Origin of the sequence: Bacillus thuringiensis (genome assembly GCF_001595725.1) — a bacterium.
GTDB classification, from domain to species: Bacteria; Bacillota; Bacilli; order Bacillales; family Bacillaceae_G; genus Bacillus_A; species Bacillus_A thuringiensis_K.
Map to the genome: position 1 here is coordinate 3,263,991 of NZ_CP014282.1, position 18,852 is coordinate 3,282,842.

Here is an 18,852-nt window from a genome sequence, read left to right on the forward strand (position 1 = left end):
CTTTTCTTCTTAGAATTGAACATAAATCACATACCGTGTACCATCCATCTTCACACATTCCTTACTTTGTTTTATTTCTCGTATACTTACTTTAGATTCCGAGATGCAATGTAAGGCTAATGTCCCTCCAATACACTGCAAACTAATTTGTTGTTCCTACTCTCTAATTATACCATTACAATAATTTTCATAGTTCATTTCTAACGGAATATTCCGATTTGAATTAATAAATGATATATTAAAAAATAAGGAAAGGAAGCTAGATTTCTCTACCTTCCTTTCCTTATTTTTATATTTCCACACTTTCTTTCCCTTTTGCAACATAGCTCATATCTCCAACCGACTCGACAGTGTATGTTCCGTCTTTATATACAATCTTCGTCACACTAGCATTTTCTACTCCAAGTTTTGTTTTGCTACTGTCTAACATTTCTATTAAGGTAGTAATCAAAAGCCCATGAACGACAACTAAAACGTTACCGCCACCATTTGCAGCAGATTCTTCACTAATTTTATCAATCTCTGCTTTTATACGAGTAGAAAATAATTCCCAATCTTCCGCCTGTTTTGTAGAGTCCGCTGCTCTAATAAGATTAATCACTTCTTGAATAGAAAACTTCATAAGTTCTTCTGGTGATGCAACGCCCGCTGCTTTTCCAACCGCATCCCACATGTTTTCAAGTTTTTCACCTTCAAAAATACCAAAATTTAATTCTCGTAAATTTTTTCTTTTCTTAAGTTTTAACTTTGTTTGCTCACTATATTTTAATACTAAATTAGCAGTTTCAATCGCTCGGCCGCTATCACTACTATATGCATTCGCAAAATGAACATCTTTTAATCCCGTTCCTAAATTAGAGGCAACTTCCACACCTTTTTCTACTAACGGAGAGTCTGCCCAACCTTGCGCGCGATGGTTCGTATTTAATATTGTTTTACCGTGCCTTGTAACATATAACGTAACTACATTCTCATTGCTATCTGTTTCTCGATTCTTCATTCAATTCTCTCCCTTTACATTTCTATATCAATTTTACCACCTTAATTATTCATTGAGCAAAATATACGTAAGTAGATTTACTTAATAAAAAAAGCTATCTTTCTGTATATCCCTACAAAAAGATAGCATCTTTTATGATTATATTTTCAACCGATACTCTTACTCAGCAAAAGCACTCGAATATTGCACAACTCCTTCTACACCTTGCAGAGCGTTCTCGCTTAGCTCAATCACCATAAACACTTCATCTGGCACTTCAAATGGTGCTTTTATATTCCACTCACTTGCTTTCTTAAAGCCAAATTTCGGATAGTACCCTGGATGTCCTAACACTACAACTGATCCGTATCCAAGTTCTTTCGCTTTTTCTAAAGCAACCGTAATCAGTTTTCCACCAATTCCTTTCTTCTGATGGTCCCTAACAACTGAAACTGGTGCAAGTGCTAACGATTCTACAGAAGTTCCACCTTGTTCTATTGTAATTTTCGATAACATAATGTGACCAACTATATCTTCATCTACCGCAACAATTGATAACTCCGGAACAAACGCGTCACATTCTCTAATACGTTTTACAAGTGCATGTTCTGTTTTATCACTAAATTCTTCATGTAAAAATGCTTGTTGTACCACTTCTTCTGTTTTTCTATAATCGTTTTTTTGCTCTTGTCTAATCGTTACCATTCTATATTATCCTCTATTCTTTCTTATTTCTTTTTGGATTTTACGAAGCGCTTTTTTCGATCCGCGCTCAATATCGTGTTGCATTTTTCTTTCTTTATAATCGACAAATAGTGTATTTAAATCATATCCCTCTGGGTATAATTCCTTTGCTGCTACCTCTAACGTAATACGTTTTATATTCACTTCAACAAATTCACCGTTATAATATACAACAACGTTATAAAAATTATCTTTTTCCTTATAGATAATACCAAAATCATCATAATCTAATAAATTCACACGATCGCCGATTTTATACTCATAATGAAATTCTCTTTTTTCTTGTACAAATTTCGGTTTTCTAATTTTACTTTCATTCACTTTTTCTAAAGCGTACTCTTTATTTCCCATGTACTCTTTCGCTCTTTTCAGCACATGTTCTTTTACGCTCATTTTATTCGCAATCCAAAGTGCATTACTTTCTCCTGATTTTCCGATAACTAATTTATAAAGGGGCTCTAACGTTTCACTATTAAACTGCATCGCTGCGTTCATAAAATCATCATGCATTTCTGAGAAGCGTTTAATTTCACCGTAATGCGTACTCGCAACTGTAATACATCCTGCAAGATAAAACTCCTCTAAAATAGAAATTGCAAGTGCTGCCCCTTCATTCGGTTCTGTCCCGCTTCCTATTTCATCAAATAATAGTAACGTATTATTATTTGACATCCTCATAATCTCAGATAGATTTTTCATATGAGATGAAAATGTACTTAATGCATTTTCGATACTTTGATTATCACCAATATCTACAAATACATTTTCGAAAATAGCAATTTCTGTTTCTTTATCTCCGGCAATGTGCAAGCCTGACATTGTCGCTAATGTTAACAATCCAATTGTTTTTAACACGATTGTTTTCCCGCCTGCATTTGGTCCTGTAATAATTAAACTACGGTAATTTTGACCGATTTCAAAGTTTAACGGTACTACTTTTCCACTTAAAAGCGGATGCTTACAATTTACTAAATGCATGTAGCCATGATCATTTAATTTCGGCTCTATTCCATCGATTGATTTACTAAACTTCGCTTTCGCAAATACCATATCATATTGGCTAATCAATTCCATGTTAATCTTTATACTATAAATGTTTTCTAACACCATTCCTGATAAAGTCGCTAAAATTTGATATTCTTCAACCGCTTCTTCTGCTTTCAAACCTGCTAGTTCTGCATTCAATTTCGTAACCGTATGTGGTTCTATAAATACAGTAGAACCTTTTGCCGAGGCTTCAATAATACTTCCGGCAACTTGGTTTTTATAGGAAGATTTAATTGGAATCGTATAACGGTCATCCTTTTTACTAATAAAGAATTCCTGAATGAATTTCTTATTTGAACTACTATTTAAAAACTTCGTTAAACGTTCTTTTATTTTCCCATCTACAGAATCGATATTATTTCGAATTCGTTTTAACTCTTTACTAGCAGCAGAATCAATACTATTTCCTTTTATTGAAAAATTAATTTCCTCTTCAATACTTTTAAATTCAGTCATCGAATTTGCATAAGAAGCTAATACTGGCGCAAAAAATTCTTTATCTAACATAAACTTTTTAATCTTTCTACATCCGCGTAAAAAGTCTGAAACACTGACTAATTCTTCTGGATCTAAAATCATCCCTTTTTCTAATTTTTGAATTGTACTAGCAATATTAGAAATGCCGAAGAAAGGAACATGCCCTTCTGCATCTAATATAGCTCGTGCTTCTGTCGTTTCATTCAAGCGATTTCTCACTACTTTTATACTCGTACTAGGCTCTAATTTGTTTAATAATTCCTTACCTAATCCACTTACACAATAAGATTTCACTATATCCTTTAATTCGTTATATTGTAACTTTTCAAAAGTCATCGTATTCATTTTGTTTCTCCTCACTATGATTGATTTTTATCATAAATGAAGATACCTACTCATTAGATTCCAATGAGCCATATATAAAACTCCATAATTATACAATAAAAACATATACAAAAAAGCTGCGGGGATACCGCAGCTTTTACATTTACAAGGCATGTGTAATAACATATGAGGAAATAAGCCATAAAAAATAGATGGCAGTCCCTTATTACACGCTTTATAAAGTATTGTAGGTATCTTCATAGGTTTTGAAATAAATGCATGACAAAATTAGGGGTATGATGTACATAAAAATCCCCTGGTCTTATCCGATTTATTTCATTAAATTTTTCCTATTTAATACCTACCGCACTCACAAAAAGCACCTCTCATTAAGTTATATTATAGTCATTGAAATCTAATTTATTGAAATCATCATACTATATGTTACGTGAGAAGTAAAGGTGCCATACTTCAGTAGTACGCAACTCTACACTTCAATATTTCTTAAATTAGACCTATATTCGCTGAGGAGAAATTATAAGAAGCGCCTCCGCTATTGCGAATGTCATTTCCTTCCCCTAATACATTTAATAATTATGACAAGCAATGATAGGAGGTTACTATATGAATGAAGAATATAATATTTTACATGGACCTGCTCTGGAACCAAATTTAATCGGTCCCACACTACCATCAATTCCACCATTTACTTTCCCTACTGGACCTACTGGAATCACAGGCCCTACCGGTGCGACAGGTTTTACCGGAATTGGAATAACTGGTCCCACTGGGGTTACTGGTCCTACCGGAATCGGAATAACTGGTCCCACCGGGGTTACTGGTCCTACCGGAATTGGAATAACTGGCCCCACTGGGGTTACTGGCCCTACCGGAATTGGAATAACTGGTCCCACTGGGGTTACTGGTTTAGGGATTCTTCCCGTATTTGGAACAATAACTTCTGAAGTAGGAATCGGTTTTTCAGCAGTAGTTAATACAAATGTTAATTTTACAATCCCAGGACCTGCTAATGGAACTACTCTAAATCCATTAAATAATTCTATTACAATTGATACCACTGGCGTGTACTCTGTATCCTTTTCAATTGTATTTGTAATACAAGCTATATCGTCTAGTATATTAAATCTTACAATAAACGATTCCATCCAATTCGCAATTGAAACGCGAGTTAGTGGTGGTTCTGGGGTAAGATCAACATCTGCCAGAACTGATTTACTATCTTTAAATCAAGGGGATGTTCTTCGAGTACGAATAAGAGAAGCCACAGGTGATATTATTTATTCCAACGCATCTCTCGTTGTTTTAAAAGTCGACTAATTCGTTTATGAAAATAAAAATTTAAGAATGATAACAATATAAAAAGAAGAGGAAAACTTATATTTCAGTCTACCTCTTCTTTTTCATCACAAAATTACTGTTGAACATATATGGAAACTGATCCTCCACTTACTTGGAACTGCCCCCACCCATCCTTATTAATTGTTACAGTATTTGTTTGATTACCCGTAATATCGTACCATACTTCCCCTGCGTTATTCTTTCCAACATCCATCCACTTTGCCCCTCCTGGTCCATCAGAGATTAATGTTGCTAAACCAGAATTAGCATGTACACTATCACCTTCTCTTGTCCAGCCAATCACATCTGGATGGTCAAAATAATCACGCTGCGTACCATATGCAAAGTTTTTTCGTGCCGTCAAAATCGGATCAATTTTGTCCTTTAACGCTGGAATTTCATAGTTACTATTTCCTTTTGTACCATAGTAATCACCATAGAAAACAGAAGGATACCCCTCTGCACGCGTTAAAATAAATGCATATGCCAGCGGCTTGAACCAAGGGCTCACTACAGATTCCAATGACTGACCAGGCTGTGAATCATGATTTTCAACTAGAGTAACCGCAAGTGTAGGATGATTCGCAACTACTGTTCCTTTTAAAATATTTCTCATATCATAATTTCCATTTCCTGTTGAAGCATAATGAAAATTATAATGAAGTGGTGCATCGAACACAGATTGATTATAATTAACCTTCGCTAAATAATTATTTAAAGTCTGGATATCATTTTGCCAATATTCAGCTACTGTAAACATTTCTTTCCCTGTTTGCTGTCTAACGTGATTTACCCAATCGCGCAAATATTCATGATCAATATGTTTAACAGCATCTAAACGAAAACCATCTAAATTTAATTCATTCGCATACCACGTTCCCCATTTTTTCATTTCATTCGCAACATCTGGATGATCAAAATCAAGATCCGCATACATCAAATAATCATAATTCCCATTCTCGCTAGACACTTCCCAGTCCCATGCTTTACCTATGCCCCTAAATTTATAAATTCGGCTTAATTTCCTTCCTTCATCCCAATCCGTTCCGTCAAAATGATACCATTTCCATTTGAAATTAGAATAAGAATCTCCACGCCCTGGAAAGTTAAATCCCGTCCACGCACTAATTTCATAATCACCTGATACTTCAATATTCCGATTGCTCGGGTCTACCTCAACTGCTGTGACAGTTTCTGTATAATCAGCCCCACCTTTATGATTCATAACTACATCACCGTATACATCGATGTTTTTCTTATGTAAAGCGTCAATTGCAGATTTCAATTGTGCTTTCGTCCCATATTTCGTCCGCACTGTGCCCTTTTGATTGAATTCCCCCAGATCATATAAATCATATGCTCCATATCCTACGTCATTTTGCGTAGTTCCTTTATATGCAGGTGGTATCCAAACAGATGTAATTCCTTTTTGCGCTAAATTTTCAGCATCAGTACGCAAACGATTCCAATGATTCCCATCATTCGGAGCGTACCACTCAAAATACTGCATTAGCGTTCCATTGTTAACTGTATCTGCATATGCTCTACTCCCTCCATATATACTAGGTAAAAACATAACAATCGACAATCCGACTATTGTTATTCTTTTAAACATCTGTACACCATCCCTTTCCAAGAAAGCGTTTGCATAGTTTGTCAGAATTATTATAATATTACACCCATCTGTTAGTAAAGTATCAATCTCTCACTCTCCCACATTATTTTAAATTTCCCTTCAAATATTCAGCGTAGTTTTAATTTCACATCCCATCTAAGATTGTTTACAATTTACCTATATAAGCATAATGGAGGGATTTCTATGACCGACTTTCAAAAACATTTTTTTCAAGATTACATATAGAAGAAAAAGACACAGTTTTATTTGAAGATTTATCTAACATTATGTACGCAATGGCACAAACTGTTCCTTTTGAAAACTTAAATATTCTCGAAAAGAATTTTACAGAAATATCAAAAGAAAATTTGAAGGAGAAAATTTTAGTAAATAACCGTGGCGGTCTTTGTTATGAACTCAATCCTACTATGTATTACTTCCTGAAAGATTCAGGATTCGATGTTCATCTCGTTTCAGGAACAGTTTATAACGCTGCAAACTCCATATGGGCTGTTGATTCTGGCCATATCGCAACCGTTTTAACACATCATAATGAACTTTATTTAATTGAAGTAGGATTTGGATCATACTTACCTCTTGCCCCTGTCCCTTTCTCAGGTGAAGTCATTCACTCTGTTACAGGAGATTATCGTATTCGTAAAGAAATGACCGAAAAGGGAAACTACATTTTAGAGATGCGGAAAAACAATGAGTTCTTGGATCAATCTTCTGCTGATGATTGGACGTTAGGCTATGCATTTTATATAGAAGAAGTGGATGAAGAAAAAGCAAATACAGCACAAAAAATTATCGTTGAACATGAAGGATCACCCTTTAATAAAGTACCTCTCATTGTAAAACTAACTGAAGATGGGCATGCCTCTTTAACGAAGGATAGCCTTACAGTAGCGAAAAATGGTAAAAAAACGAAAGAAACCGTTACAGACATGCAATATACAAACCTTTTACATTCAAAATTCGGAATTACACTATAAGTAAGTAAGCCTTGTTATTTTAGCAGGGCTTTTCAATTTTCAGCAGGGATTTTTTGCAATTTGTTGTATTTCATAGTTATATAGAAATATAACTACATGTTTAGAAAGGAAATGATTATGACAGAACTTAAAGATCGATTACAAGTAGCTGATATAGAAAAATGGGATTTAACAGACATTTACCATACAATTGAAGATTGGGAAAGTGATTTTCATAAAATTGAAGTATTAACGAAGGAATTACACGAGTTTAATGGAAATATTCACGATGGCAATAGTTTATTAGCTTATTTAACGAAGAGTGAAGAAATTTCTAGCATAATATCTTTAATGTTCGCTTATGCACGATTACAATCTGACCTTGATACACGCGATACTGACGCGCAATCTCTTGTCGATAAAGTATCACAATTACACGTGAAAGTAAGTGCAGCTAAATCTTTCTTTTCCCCCTTCTTACTTAGCATAGACGAAAACACATTACATTCTTACATAGAAGAAACAGAAGGCTTACAATATTATAAAGAAGACTTGTTTGAATTATATCGTTATAAAAAACACGTATTGAATAAGGACCAAGAAGAAATTTTATCACAAATGGGTGAAGCTCTTTCCTCTCCACAGCACACATTTGGTATGTTGAATAATGCAGATATATTATTTGGTGAAGTGACGACTGACGATGGAGAGAAAGTGAACTTAACACGCGGAATGTATGCAAAATTAATAGAAGATACGAATCGTGAAAAGCGTAAAGAAGCTTATAAAGCATATTACAAACCATATGTTCAGTTAAAGAATTCCATCGCATCTACTTTATCCGCTGCTATTAAAAATAATGTTACTGTTTCGAAGCTAAGACACTATCCATCGGCGTTAGAGAAATCATTATTTGGCGATATGGTTCCGAAAGAAGTATATGAAAACCTAATTGATACAACGAAAAAAAACATTCAAACATTACATACATACAATGAAATTCGAAAAGAAAAATTAAACGTAGATGAACTAAGACAATACGACCTAGGCGTCGATTTAGTAGAGGGTGCAAAACAAGACATTCCATATAGTGAAGCATTTGACATTATGATTGCATCACTAGCTCCTTTAGGAGAAGAATATATTGAGACATTAAAAAGTTTTAAAGATAAACGATATATAGACGTAAGAGAAACACCAGGAAAACGTTCTGGTGCTTATAACTTTGGTGTATACGGTGTTCATCCTTTCATTCTTTTAAATCATCACGATGATTTAAACAGCCTGTTCACTCTTACTCATGAATGCGGGCACGGTATGCATACGCACTATTCACATGGATACCAACCAAGAATTTCTGCACATTATTCTATCTTTGTCGCAGAAGTCGCTTCTACAGTAAATGAAGTGTTATTAATTCACTATTTATTAAAAGAAGCAAAAGAAACGAACGTGCGTAACCATTTAGTTAACCATTTTATTGAGAAATTTAAAGGTACTTTCTTTACACAAATCATGTTTGCAGAATTTGAAAAAATCACACATGAAATGGCTGAGCAAGGTAAACCATTAAATGCCCAAGTCTTCAGTGAAATTTATGAAAAGCTATTTAAAGAATATAACGGTGATTCACTTGTATTTGATGAAGAAGTAAAATACGGATGGGCTAGAATCCCTCATTTCTACCGCCCGTTTTACGTATACAAATATGCAACTGGATTCGCATCTGCCATTCAAATCGCTGATAAACTATTACGTGGTGATCCGAATGCTCAGAAAAATTATATTGAATTCCTTAAAGGCGGAAGTTCAGACTACCCATTAAACTTATTGAAAAAAGCTGGCGTCGATTTAACAACGCGAGAACCGATTGAAAGTGCATTGAAACAATTCACTCAACTTGTTGAGGAGTTTTCAGCTCTATAAAAAAGAGCCTCTCGCTAGAGGCTCTTTTTTATATTCCCTTTCCTTCTATTAAATCATTCGCCATTTTCCTAAATTCTTGATTAAATGCATCATTCATACCATTTTGGACGTTAGAAAATAATATGACGAACGTTCGTTTATCCCAGTTAAAATTATTAAAAGTGTTCCAGCCAGCTAATACACCGTGGTTATGATAATAATCTGGGTAAATATAAAAACTAAATCCATATTTTCTTGCAGGTGATGCAGAAAACATATCTAATATACTTTGTTTAGAAAGTAGTTTACCATCCATAATAGCTTCATCTAACTTTTTCATATCTTCAACAGTCGTATACATTTCACCACAACCATACAGCCAGTTCATTTTTAAGCGAGGCGTGGCTATTAACTTATTATCTTTTTTCGTATACCCTTCTGCTAAGAAAATATCTTCTGGGAGTGTTGCGCCCATTCCAGATTCATGCATTCCAACAGGAGTCAAAATATTTTCTTTCACATATTCAGCAAGTGGTTTATTCGATATTTTTTCTACAATATATGCAAGCACCATATAATTATAATCTGTATATTTCCATCCTGTCCCTGCTGGAAATTGTAACGTTTGTGCCCCAATCCACGTTACTAATTTTAACCGTGATGCTGCGTCAACACTACCTTGTCCCTGTTCTGGTAATCCAGACGTATGTGTTAACAAGTTTCGTAACGTAATGTTTTTATCTGCTGGAAACGATGGGATATATTTATTTACATTGTCTTCAATGTTCAACTTCCCTTTTTCTTTTAATTGCATAATAGATATTGCAACAACTGTTTTCGTAATAGAACCAATGCGATATTTCGTTCTTGGCGTTGTTAATACTTGATCTTTCACATTCGCATAACCGTAGCCTTTTCGTAAAATGACATGATCTTTACTTGCTACAAGAACACTCCCATTAAATCCTTTATCTTTTAAATACTGATCTAATTTTCCAGCTGCAATTTCATAACGCTTTTTCTCATTCGCATCAACTTCCTGCTTAACATCTTTTTGCTTACTATTTACATTAGAAAATGCCTTTGCATCATATTTTTTTCCTTTATTTGCATGTATTAGTGTAACAACACTTCCACAAAAAACAGCAAAAATAAAGAAAATGATTAACCATTTCTTTAACATACTAGGAACCCTCTTTTATCTAGTTTCACTTAACGTATATCCATTCTATCTTTTAATTATCAAGTATATTATAATATTATTTAATATTCACTCTGTTAAAACTAGATTCCTTTTTCTCATTTTCAATTTTGACTACTCTCTATTGTATTTCTTTCTTGCAAAATTTCCAACATACAATCGGATGCATTACACTATAATTTCAAATTCTTTTGTAACATTTGTTACATACTAAAAAGAATGGAGATGTAATATGAAAAACACCGATAAACGCAATCGTTTAGATGATAAGGTGTTTCATTATCGGATAACAAAAAATAACATGGTATTAATTTAATATTACAGAAAACAGATTATGATATTAAAAGGAAATGATGCTGAAAAACTTTTAAATAAAATAAATCATGCAAATAACGATAATGAAAAACAGCTAATTATGGCTAAAATTACAGGTAATTTCAAAAGAGGCAATGAACGAAATTGAAAATGAATCTCATTTACATTTTGATTATACAACAAATAAAAAAAGAAATGTCGGTCATTCAACATTTCTTTAGACTTTCTTCATAAAAAATTTACATTGCTAACATTCCTTCATTTTCTATACTTCCTATATAAGCTGACCGCTGAAATAGTTAGTAATACAACTATGCATAACCACGCATACGTATATCCCTTCTTATCTACAATATAACCAAATAAAGCAGGCGCAGCAATAATGGCAATTTGATTTAATGTAAGTGCAAAACTCACTGTCATCCCTACCGATTCTTCACTTGCTGATTCTGCAACTTCAGTTATAAAAAGACTAAACCATCCAATTGAAAAGAACCCTAACAATGCACTTACACCATACAATACATTCGTTATTGTATGTATGCTCATTACTAATATTAGAATGAAGAAAATAGAAATACAAACAGTTATAAATAAGAGGGTACGCCTATTCCCCTTATAAAATAAATCACTAGTAGCTGCTAATATAACCCTACCAACCATTCCAGAAAAGAACATAACGGAAAATACTTTTCCAGCTAAAATTGGCGTGATTGATTGTTCCAATACTAAAAATTTTATAAAGTGTGCAACTAGAACCATTTGCAATGAAATCATACAAATGCCAGTTATATAAATTGCATACAACTCTTTTTTACACATCACTTCTTTTAACTGCATCCAAAAAGAAAGTTTACTACGTTCTTGTTTAACTTTCTCTTGAGTATATGGTTCCTTATAAAATATAAAAAATAAAAGCCCTCCAATTATACAAATGCATGCAATACTATTTACCGCATAGGCCATATTATATTTTATTGTAAGAAACGGGATCAATACTCCCGCTAATGTACCACCAATCGGTATACCGGCTTGTCTAATCCCCATCGCTAACCCGCGATTTTCTTTTGAGAACCACTTCATTATCACCTTACTTCCTCCTGGCTGCGAAACACTATAAAACGTTCCTACTAATAAAAGTACAAAAAGTAACCCATTAAATCCATTGACCATATTAGTCAGTAAAAACGAACCTCCTAGTAAAAATGAACTTATCGAAATTAACAACTTTTCATTGTATTGATCAAGTAGCCGCCCGACAAAAAGCATACAAAATAGCGGTCCTATATTTACAACACTTACTAACAATCCAATCTCCGTATTCGTAAGTGCATATTCTTCTTTCCAAAATAAAGCAAACGCTCCAACACCATACGTTATAAGTGTCGCTGTTGTTTGAGCAACCGTCGCAAAAATTAACATAACCCACTTATAAGTACTATTCACCCTTTCTTCCATTAACACAATAATCCCTCCACCCCCTTCCATTGTATGAAAGTTCTGATATCATATAAAATAAAGATTTATCATGTGATCCATCAAAAAAAATGATACCTTTTCTGGAGGGATGATACTTGGATATAAAAGATTTAACTGTATTTTACGAAGTTGCGAAAGAAGAAAACATATCTCACGCAGCTAAAAATTTAAACTATGTACAGTCTGGCGTAACAATGCGTATGAAACAACTAGAAAACGAATTAGGTGTGCCTTTATTTTACCGAAACGGAAAAGGTGTAACTTTAACTTCTAACGGTGAGATTTTATTAACATACGCCAAACAAATTATCCACTTAATGGATCAATCTGTTAAAGCAGTTCAAAGTAATGGGATCGAACCAAGAGGCACTTTAAAAATTGGATGTACAGAATCTACAACCGCTGTAAGACTTCCATCTATATTAACGGCCTATTATGAAAAATATCCAAAAATCGAATTGATTTTAGAATCAAATACGACGGAACAATTGATTAGGCTTGTACTAGAACGAAAACTGGACGGAGCGTTTATAGCTGGCTCTACTCAGCATGCCGAACTTCATACAAATATATTTCGTGAAGAAGAATTAGTTCTCATTAGCAAAAAGCCTTTATCTTCCTTTAAAGACATAGGAGACATGAATTTACTTGCATTTAGTCACGGGTGCTATTATAGAAATTTATTAGAAGATTGGCTTCAAGAAGAAGGAATTTCACCTAAGCGAGTATTAGAGTTTGGAACAATTGAAGCGATACTCGCATGTGTAAAATCAGGTATGGGCATAGCAATTATGATGAAGTCTATTTTAAATGGTCATCAACATGACATATCATTCAACCCTTTACCAAATAGCTTCAAAAAAGTTCCTACTACTTTTATTACTAGAAAAGATATATATCACTCTGCTGCATTACAAAAATTTATGGAGATGACTCACAATGCGTGAAAAGAAAATACGTGGTATGAAACGAAAAACAAACACTGTGATAAAGCAAATTGAGGAACATACAAAAACGTTCCCTTCTACTTTCTATAACGATGAATATTGGAATATGCTATTGCCAGTTTCGCAAGCTTTTATTGACTCTCGTAAAACACCTAGAAAAGTAAAACGGTTATGTATTCAAACCTTATTAAATCAAGCAAATCATTTAATAAATATGAAACCGAGCGATACACATACATATCGAGTTGTTGTTTTGATTTCTATAAATAATTTGTGGGATTCGCAAATCATTATATTTAAAAATGAGGACTACTTTCATAATTTCTTTAATAGAGATAGTGAATTTCAAAAATGGATTCTTCTTTCAAATGAAATTGATTTTTGGGAGACATGGGAAATTTCAGTTTATCATTCCTTCAAAACGCTTCACTTTCAAGAAATTATTTATGATGCAGATGAATGCTATGAAAAAGAGATTACGTTTATCGGGGAGTTAGATTAAAAAGGGTATACCTAAAACACTGGTATACCCTTTTCCACTTATTTTTCCTTCAATACACTATGTAATCGATCCGGATAATTTGTAAACATTCCTGTAGCACCCCATTTGATTAACATTCTCATATCTGGTTTCTCATTAATTGTATAAGGGTGAATTAACAGTCCATTTTTCCTAGCCATTTTCATATATGACTCATCAATAATTAGTTCTCCGTTATCATTACGTAAGTTTGGTCCAATACCAGCTGCATACTTTTTAATTTCTTGAAAATCATCATTCGTTACACTTTTCGGTTCATGTGTAATGCCAGACCATTCAACAATTTCATTGTTTTCATTTGGATAATACCAAAGCAATTGAACTAACGGAATATTTTCATTCATACTATGAATCTTTTTCAAACTATCTTTACTAAATGATTGAATCATAACACGGCTAGATGACATGTTTGGACCTACTAAATTATATTTATTTAACAATGCTAACAATTTCTCTTCCATTCCTGGATACACATCTGGTGATTTTGTTTCAATGTAATACTTCATGCTTCTTCCATACTTTTGGAAGATTTCTTCAAGAGTCGGAACTTTTTGCCCAACATACTCTTGCTTAGCCTTTTCTGGATACGCTTTATTAAACCACGTTCCTGCATCTAAACTCTTTATTTCGCTTAACGTTTTATCACGTACTTCGCCTGTTCCATTTGTAGTGCGATCAACTGCTGTATCATGCATTGCAATTAATTGGCCATCCTTTGTTAATTGAATATCTAACTCTAAATAATCCGCTTTCATTTTTTTCACTAAATCATAAGAAGCAAAAGTATGCTCAGGTGCATGTCCACTTGCTCCGCGATGTGCAATATTTAAAAACTTATTCGTATTCCATTCATGCTTCCCTTCTGCTTTCGCATGAACAGCTCCCCCAGCAAAGATACTTCCCGTCATAAAGAAAATAACTAAAACGCTAATAATCTTTCTCATCCTTCTAACCCTTCCTACGTTGCAAATTTCAACAAGCTAATGAGATTTACACGAAATAGAAGACACACTTTCATTATTTTTATAAACCTATATTAAAATTCCAATCTTACAAATATACTTTATCTATATTATTAATATAGAAAACTAGTATTATCCTATTTAATTTCTATAGCCCTCCTTTTCACATGTAACTCCCTATTTTGTACGGTTCATTCAATAAAAAAAGCCATAAATTATTTAGAATACACTCCTGTGTCCCTAAATAAATTTATGGCTTTTCTCAAATATCTCCGGCCTCTATTAACTTGTCGAATTTAATCATATCAAACCTATTGAAATTTGTGAATATTTTTTTCAGTACAGTGAAGCACATAAAACAATATTTCTGTAGTTACTTAAAAATCACATAATAAATTTCTCATTACCTCTTCCAATACTATATCTGGATTTACTACCGTTTTTTCCGAACGCCATCCGATAAAGCCATCTGGTCTAATTAATACAGCACCTCCATTCTCTATACCATATAATTTGCTAAAAATATCTTCTGGAGCAACAAAGTCTCCACTTAAACCAACACGATACCCTTTTATATTTATTCCTAATTTAGCTGAAACAGTATGTGCTGCCTCAGCCCAAGAACTATTTTCTACTCCTGTAAGTAATACAAAACTGTTACCGAATAAGTCTAATGTAGAAACTTTCTTCCCTTCATACGTTCCCCATAAATGTGGCGCTCGCGTTCCAGGTCTTCCGTTCAACTCTATGCTATCCATTCTATACGGAGTTACTGAATCATCTATAATCGCCTCTGAACAATACTGATATCCAACTGTAACAGCTAAACCATCCATATTATTCAAACTACCTTCCTCTCTATTCGCAGCACGAAACAGTAAACTACTTGCATAAGCTGTCGTTAATTTTGCAACAGAGTGTCTCTCCTCGTGATATGTTTCTAACAATTTTGGTTTTGCCTTCCCTTTTATAACAGCCGCTAATTTCCAAGCTAAGTTATGTGCATCTTGTATTCCTGTATTTGAACCAAACCCTCCTGTTGGCGGCATAATATGTGCTGAATCTCCAACTAAAAAGATTCGATTTTCTTGAAATTTCACCGCTGTACTTTCGGCCGCTTCCCACGGTAAAACACTTAATATTTCTGACTCAATATTTGTACTTCCAATTGCTATTTGAATAATTTGTTTACAACGTTCTATAGTGAAGTCCTCTAACCCCTCTCCTTTTAATGGATCGTAGGCTACATGATAAATCCATTTTTTTACGTTATCAACGGGGATAAGTGCACCAAGAACCTCCGGATGAAGTACCATCGAAAAACCGAATGCATATCCTTGTATAAACTCACTTAAATCAGCTTCAAAATAAATATTCATATAATAGCCACCAATGGTTCCACGACCCTCAGCTTTAATCCCTAACTGCTCACGTATTTTACTTTTCGCTCCATCCGCTGCAATTACATAGTCACAATGTATGACACTTTCTTTTTCTGTTTCACGATTTCGAATCGTTGCTTTTACCCCGTTTTCATTTTGTTCAAATGAAACTAATTCATGATAAAAAGATAGTTGCCCGCCTAGCGTTTTCGCTTCTTGTAACATCATTTCTTCTAAAATAATTTGATAACACGCAGTTTGTTTTGATGGACTAATCTTTTCTATTTTTTGAAGTAATTCTTCATCGTTTCCGTATTGCGTCGCTCTCATTTGTTCCAATTCTTCTTTATTCGCCTCAGCTATTGTATGAACTGCTATTCTTCCTCGGCAGTTCTCTAATGCTTTACCTGCCAATTTAATTTTTTGTTCCAAACCTAATTCTCGAAATAACTCCATTGTACGTAAAGTAAGGCCGCCTGCTTTCGGATGAATGGCAGTAGACGGATGCTTTTCAATAAGTAAGTACTCAATGTTATGTTTTGCAAGAAATAACGCAGACGCTAACCCAGATAATCCCCCTCCAACAATTAAAACTGGTACATAATTCGATTTCATATATTTACCCTCCACATCATTGTTCTGAGCTCAGTGTCATAAATATAATCAAAAAAAACATTAAAATATAGACTTATATTTCATTTTGAATTATCATATAGATAGATTACGCCCCAAAATCCTTTTTACCTTTTCATACATCTATAATCCACCTGAATTGTGTCTGTATGAAAGTGTAAAACAAAAGAACGTACTTTACGTTGAACTATGTTCTATCGTAAAAATCAAAAATAATGCAAACATTATAAGCGGTCGTAACCTTATCGATTATACAAGGTTACGACCGCTTATTTTATTGTTACATCATTTTTTGTTTTTAAAACTTCATCTATTGTGTTATATAGTCCTTCCAATCCCTTTTCTATCTCCCTATAATTTTCAAAAATAAAAAATTCATTCGTCTCGATTTTCTTTCCCAATATTGCACCTCATACAACAATCATGTAGCATTACCGTATCGATGTAATGGTTCATCATCTTAAACCTTTCGACTAATTACCAGGAGGTAAAGTGATTGAAATGAATAAACAAGAACAATTAAATGTTATAAAAAAAGATTTTATTGATTCTCAAAAAGTATTATTGGCAATTGGCGATGAAACACGTCAAGCTATTTTGTTAGTTCTCATGGAAACGGAATGTCAAACCGGATTACGTGTAGGAGAAATCACGAAACAAACACACCTTTCTCGACCAGCGGTATCGCATCACCTTCGGATTTTACGAGAAGCTGGTATTATTTTAATGCGAAAAGAAGGTACAAAAAACTTTTATTATATTGATATACGTACAAAATTAAGTTTATTAAAAAACCTTGTATTAGATATCGAAAAGCTATTACACAACTTTTATTGAAATGTGGAGGTATAAGAAATGAAAGCAATGATAATTGATAAATACGGGAAAGTTCCAATGCGTATGGCAGAGGTACCTACTCCTGAAATAAATGAGCATGAAGTGCTCGCAGAAATTCATGCAGCTAGTATTAACCCAATTGACTTTAAAATACGTGATGGAAAAGTAAAGATGTTACTTAAATATGAAATGCCCCTAATCCTTGGTAATGACTTTTCCGGTGTCATCGTGAAGGTTGGATCGCAAGTAACTCGATTTAAAGTCGGCGATGCAATATATGCACGTCCAAGAAAAAATAAGATCGGTACTTTCGCGGAATATATAGCCATTCATGAGGATGATATAGCTTTAAAACCAAAAAATTTAAGTTTTGAGGAAGCGGCGTCGATTCCACTCGTTGGCTTAACATCCTATCAAGCACTACATGATATTATGCATTTACAAAAAGGACAAAAAATATTAATTCACGCTGGGTCTGGTGGTGTTGGTACTTTCGCAATTCAGTTAGCAAAAATAATGGGCGCTACCGTTACAACAACTGCTAGTGAAGCTGGTTCCGATTTAGTAAAGTCTCTTGGCGCAGATCAAATTATTAATTACAAAACAGAAAAATTTGAAGAAATACTCAAAAATTATGATGCAGTATTTGATACAATCGGCGGAACAACACTTGAAAAATCATTCGATATTATAAAAAGCGGCGGCAACATCGTTTCCGTTTCAGGTATGCCGAATGCTCGCTTCGGTAAAGAATTTGGTTCAGGATTCTTTAAAACTCTCTTATTTTCATTAGCCAGCAAAAAACTTACTGCACTTGAAAAAAAGCATAATGCTCAATATTCATTTTTATTTATGAAGCCAAGCGGGGATCAATTACGTACTATTGCAAACTATATTGAAGCCAGAAAAATCAAACCGGTAATCGATCGAGTTTTCCCTTTTGAAGATGCGCAAAAAGCAATGAAATATTCAGAGTCTGGAAGAGCAAAAGGAAAAATAATTGTAAAAATTAAATAATAATAAAAACCTCCATTTTCTTAAAATGGAGGTTTTTAATTTGCTGTTAAATAGACATAGTGCAATGAAGTCCTTACAATAGATTGCAAGGGGAAATATTATATTATACTTTTA

The 18,852-nt window shown here is 33.8% G+C and carries 16 protein-coding genes and 1 pseudogene; 8 read left to right on the plus strand and 9 right to left on the minus strand.

Features of this window, described 5'->3' with window-relative positions; all coding sequences use genetic code 11:
* Positions 1 to 289 precede the first annotated feature (289 nt).
* From AXW78_RS16410 to AXW78_RS16420, 3 genes are all read right to left on the minus strand, one after another.
* Positions 290 to 1,000, minus strand: coding sequence for a histidine phosphatase family protein (locus AXW78_RS16410; RefSeq protein WP_000797114.1), 711 nt, complete (start codon positions 998 to 1,000; stop codon positions 290 to 292).
* 159 nt (positions 1,001 to 1,159) lie between these two features.
* Positions 1,160 to 1,684 (minus strand): GNAT family N-acetyltransferase, encoded by a 525-nt coding sequence (locus AXW78_RS16415; RefSeq protein WP_000256483.1) that lies wholly within the window; start codon positions 1,682 to 1,684, stop codon positions 1,160 to 1,162.
* 6 nt (positions 1,685 to 1,690) lie between these two features.
* Positions 1,691 to 3,592 carry an endonuclease MutS2 gene (locus tag AXW78_RS16420; protein ID WP_061884440.1) on the minus strand — a complete coding sequence of 634 codons (1,902 nt, stop codon included), beginning with the start codon at positions 3,590 to 3,592 and terminating at the stop codon, positions 1,691 to 1,693.
* A 603-nt stretch (positions 3,593 to 4,195) separates the two neighbouring features.
* Here AXW78_RS16420 and AXW78_RS16425 point away from each other — a divergent pair.
* A complete protein-coding gene (locus AXW78_RS16425; protein WP_061884441.1) occupies positions 4,196 to 4,909 on the plus strand; it encodes an exosporium leader peptide-containing protein in 714 nt (237 codons plus the stop codon).
* Between the two features lie 94 nt (positions 4,910 to 5,003).
* Here AXW78_RS16425 and amyS read toward each other — a convergent pair whose 3' ends face one another.
* Positions 5,004 to 6,545: an alpha-amylase gene (gene amyS / locus AXW78_RS16430; protein ID WP_061884442.1), complete on the minus strand. Its 1,542-nt coding sequence runs from the start codon at positions 6,543 to 6,545 to the stop codon at positions 5,004 to 5,006.
* Positions 6,546 to 6,749: 204 nt separating this feature from the next.
* Between amyS and AXW78_RS16435 the strand changes: the two are divergent.
* Positions 6,750 to 7,540, plus strand: a pseudogene (locus AXW78_RS16435) (arylamine N-acetyltransferase family protein).
* A 117-nt stretch (positions 7,541 to 7,657) separates the two neighbouring features.
* A complete protein-coding gene (pepF, locus tag AXW78_RS16440) occupies positions 7,658 to 9,445 on the plus strand; it encodes an oligoendopeptidase F (protein WP_000137529.1) in 1,788 nt (595 codons plus the stop codon).
* A 28-nt stretch (positions 9,446 to 9,473) separates the two neighbouring features.
* On the opposite strand, the gene AXW78_RS16445 is transcribed toward pepF, so the two are convergent.
* Positions 9,474 to 10,607, minus strand: coding sequence for a serine hydrolase domain-containing protein (locus tag AXW78_RS16445; RefSeq protein ID WP_000915170.1), 1,134 nt, complete (start codon positions 10,605 to 10,607; stop codon positions 9,474 to 9,476).
* Positions 10,608 to 10,959: 352 nt separating this feature from the next.
* On the opposite strand from AXW78_RS16445, the gene AXW78_RS35535 reads away from it, so the two are divergent.
* Positions 10,960 to 11,088, plus strand: coding sequence for a hypothetical protein (locus AXW78_RS35535; RefSeq protein WP_000600991.1), 129 nt, complete (start codon positions 10,960 to 10,962; stop codon positions 11,086 to 11,088).
* A 110-nt stretch (positions 11,089 to 11,198) separates the two neighbouring features.
* Here the strand turns inward: AXW78_RS35535 and AXW78_RS16455 are convergent, their stop codons facing one another.
* Complete coding sequence (locus AXW78_RS16455; RefSeq protein ID WP_003302165.1) at positions 11,199 to 12,428, minus strand: MFS transporter; 1,230 nt, start codon at positions 12,426 to 12,428, stop codon at positions 11,199 to 11,201.
* A gap of 86 nt (positions 12,429 to 12,514) precedes the next feature.
* Here AXW78_RS16455 and AXW78_RS16460 point away from each other — a divergent pair, with 86 nt between their 5' ends.
* Positions 12,515 to 13,366 carry a LysR family transcriptional regulator gene (locus AXW78_RS16460; protein ID WP_000351674.1) on the plus strand — a complete coding sequence of 284 codons (852 nt, stop codon included), beginning with the start codon at positions 12,515 to 12,517 and terminating at the stop codon, positions 13,364 to 13,366.
* The gene (locus AXW78_RS16465) at positions 13,359 to 13,868 is read left to right on the plus strand and encodes a DUF3916 domain-containing protein (RefSeq protein WP_001208344.1); all 510 of its coding nucleotides are present in this window, start codon (positions 13,359 to 13,361) and stop codon (positions 13,866 to 13,868) included. Before AXW78_RS16460 ends, AXW78_RS16465 begins: the two co-directional genes overlap by 8 nt.
* 38 nt (positions 13,869 to 13,906) lie before the next feature.
* Here the strand turns inward: AXW78_RS16465 and AXW78_RS16470 are convergent, their stop codons facing one another.
* From AXW78_RS16470 to AXW78_RS35285, 3 genes are all read right to left on the minus strand, one after another.
* Positions 13,907 to 14,851, minus strand: a complete 945-nt coding sequence (locus tag AXW78_RS16470) for a glycerophosphodiester phosphodiesterase (RefSeq protein WP_061884444.1) — start codon at positions 14,849 to 14,851, stop codon at positions 13,907 to 13,909.
* A gap of 395 nt (positions 14,852 to 15,246) precedes the next feature.
* Complete coding sequence (locus AXW78_RS16475; RefSeq protein ID WP_000841671.1) at positions 15,247 to 16,866, minus strand: FAD-dependent oxidoreductase; 1,620 nt, start codon at positions 16,864 to 16,866, stop codon at positions 15,247 to 15,249.
* A 287-nt stretch (positions 16,867 to 17,153) separates the two neighbouring features.
* Positions 17,154 to 17,285, minus strand: coding sequence for a hypothetical protein (locus AXW78_RS35285; protein WP_000516657.1), 132 nt, complete (start codon positions 17,283 to 17,285; stop codon positions 17,154 to 17,156).
* Between the two features lie 91 nt (positions 17,286 to 17,376).
* On the opposite strand from AXW78_RS35285, the gene AXW78_RS16480 reads away from it, so the two are divergent.
* Complete coding sequence (locus AXW78_RS16480; RefSeq protein WP_000571881.1) at positions 17,377 to 17,721, plus strand: ArsR/SmtB family transcription factor; 345 nt, start codon at positions 17,377 to 17,379, stop codon at positions 17,719 to 17,721.
* An 18-nt stretch (positions 17,722 to 17,739) separates the two neighbouring features.
* Positions 17,740 to 18,738, plus strand: coding sequence for an NADP-dependent oxidoreductase (locus AXW78_RS16485; RefSeq protein WP_061884445.1), 999 nt, complete (start codon positions 17,740 to 17,742; stop codon positions 18,736 to 18,738).
* Positions 18,739 to 18,852: the final 114 nt, after the last annotated feature.

What these genes read in the sequence shown, in the direction of transcription:
- amyS (WP_061884442.1), bottom strand. Translation starts at nt 6,545, where the DNA reads ATGTTTAAAAGAATAACAATAGTCGGATTGTCGATTGTTATGTTTTTA.
- AXW78_RS16415 (WP_000256483.1), bottom strand. Translation starts at nt 1,684, where the DNA reads ATGGTAACGATTAGACAAGAGCAAAAAAACGATTATAGAAAAACAGAA.
- AXW78_RS16470 (WP_061884444.1), bottom strand. Translation starts at nt 14,851, where the DNA reads ATGAGAAAGATTATTAGCGTTTTAGTTATTTTCTTTATGACGGGAAGT.
- AXW78_RS16485 (WP_061884445.1), top strand. Translation starts at nt 17,740, where the DNA reads ATGAAAGCAATGATAATTGATAAATACGGGAAAGTTCCAATGCGTATG.
- AXW78_RS16475 (WP_000841671.1), bottom strand. Translation starts at nt 16,866, where the DNA reads ATGAAATCGAATTATGTACCAGTTTTAATTGTTGGAGGGGGATTATCT.
- AXW78_RS16455 (WP_003302165.1), bottom strand. Translation starts at nt 12,428, where the DNA reads ATGGAAGGGGGTGGAGGGATTATTGTGTTAATGGAAGAAAGGGTGAAT.
- AXW78_RS35535 (WP_000600991.1), top strand. Translation starts at nt 10,960, where the DNA reads ATGATATTAAAAGGAAATGATGCTGAAAAACTTTTAAATAAAATAAAT.
- AXW78_RS16420 (WP_061884440.1), bottom strand. Translation starts at nt 3,592, where the DNA reads ATGAATACGATGACTTTTGAAAAGTTACAATATAACGAATTAAAGGAT.
- AXW78_RS16465 (WP_001208344.1), top strand. Translation starts at nt 13,359, where the DNA reads ATGCGTGAAAAGAAAATACGTGGTATGAAACGAAAAACAAACACTGTG.
- AXW78_RS16425 (WP_061884441.1), top strand. Translation starts at nt 4,196, where the DNA reads ATGAATGAAGAATATAATATTTTACATGGACCTGCTCTGGAACCAAAT.
- pepF (WP_000137529.1), top strand. Translation starts at nt 7,658, where the DNA reads ATGACAGAACTTAAAGATCGATTACAAGTAGCTGATATAGAAAAATGG.
- AXW78_RS16445 (WP_000915170.1), bottom strand. Translation starts at nt 10,607, where the DNA reads ATGTTAAAGAAATGGTTAATCATTTTCTTTATTTTTGCTGTTTTTTGT.
- AXW78_RS16410 (WP_000797114.1), bottom strand. Translation starts at nt 1,000, where the DNA reads ATGAAGAATCGAGAAACAGATAGCAATGAGAATGTAGTTACGTTATAT.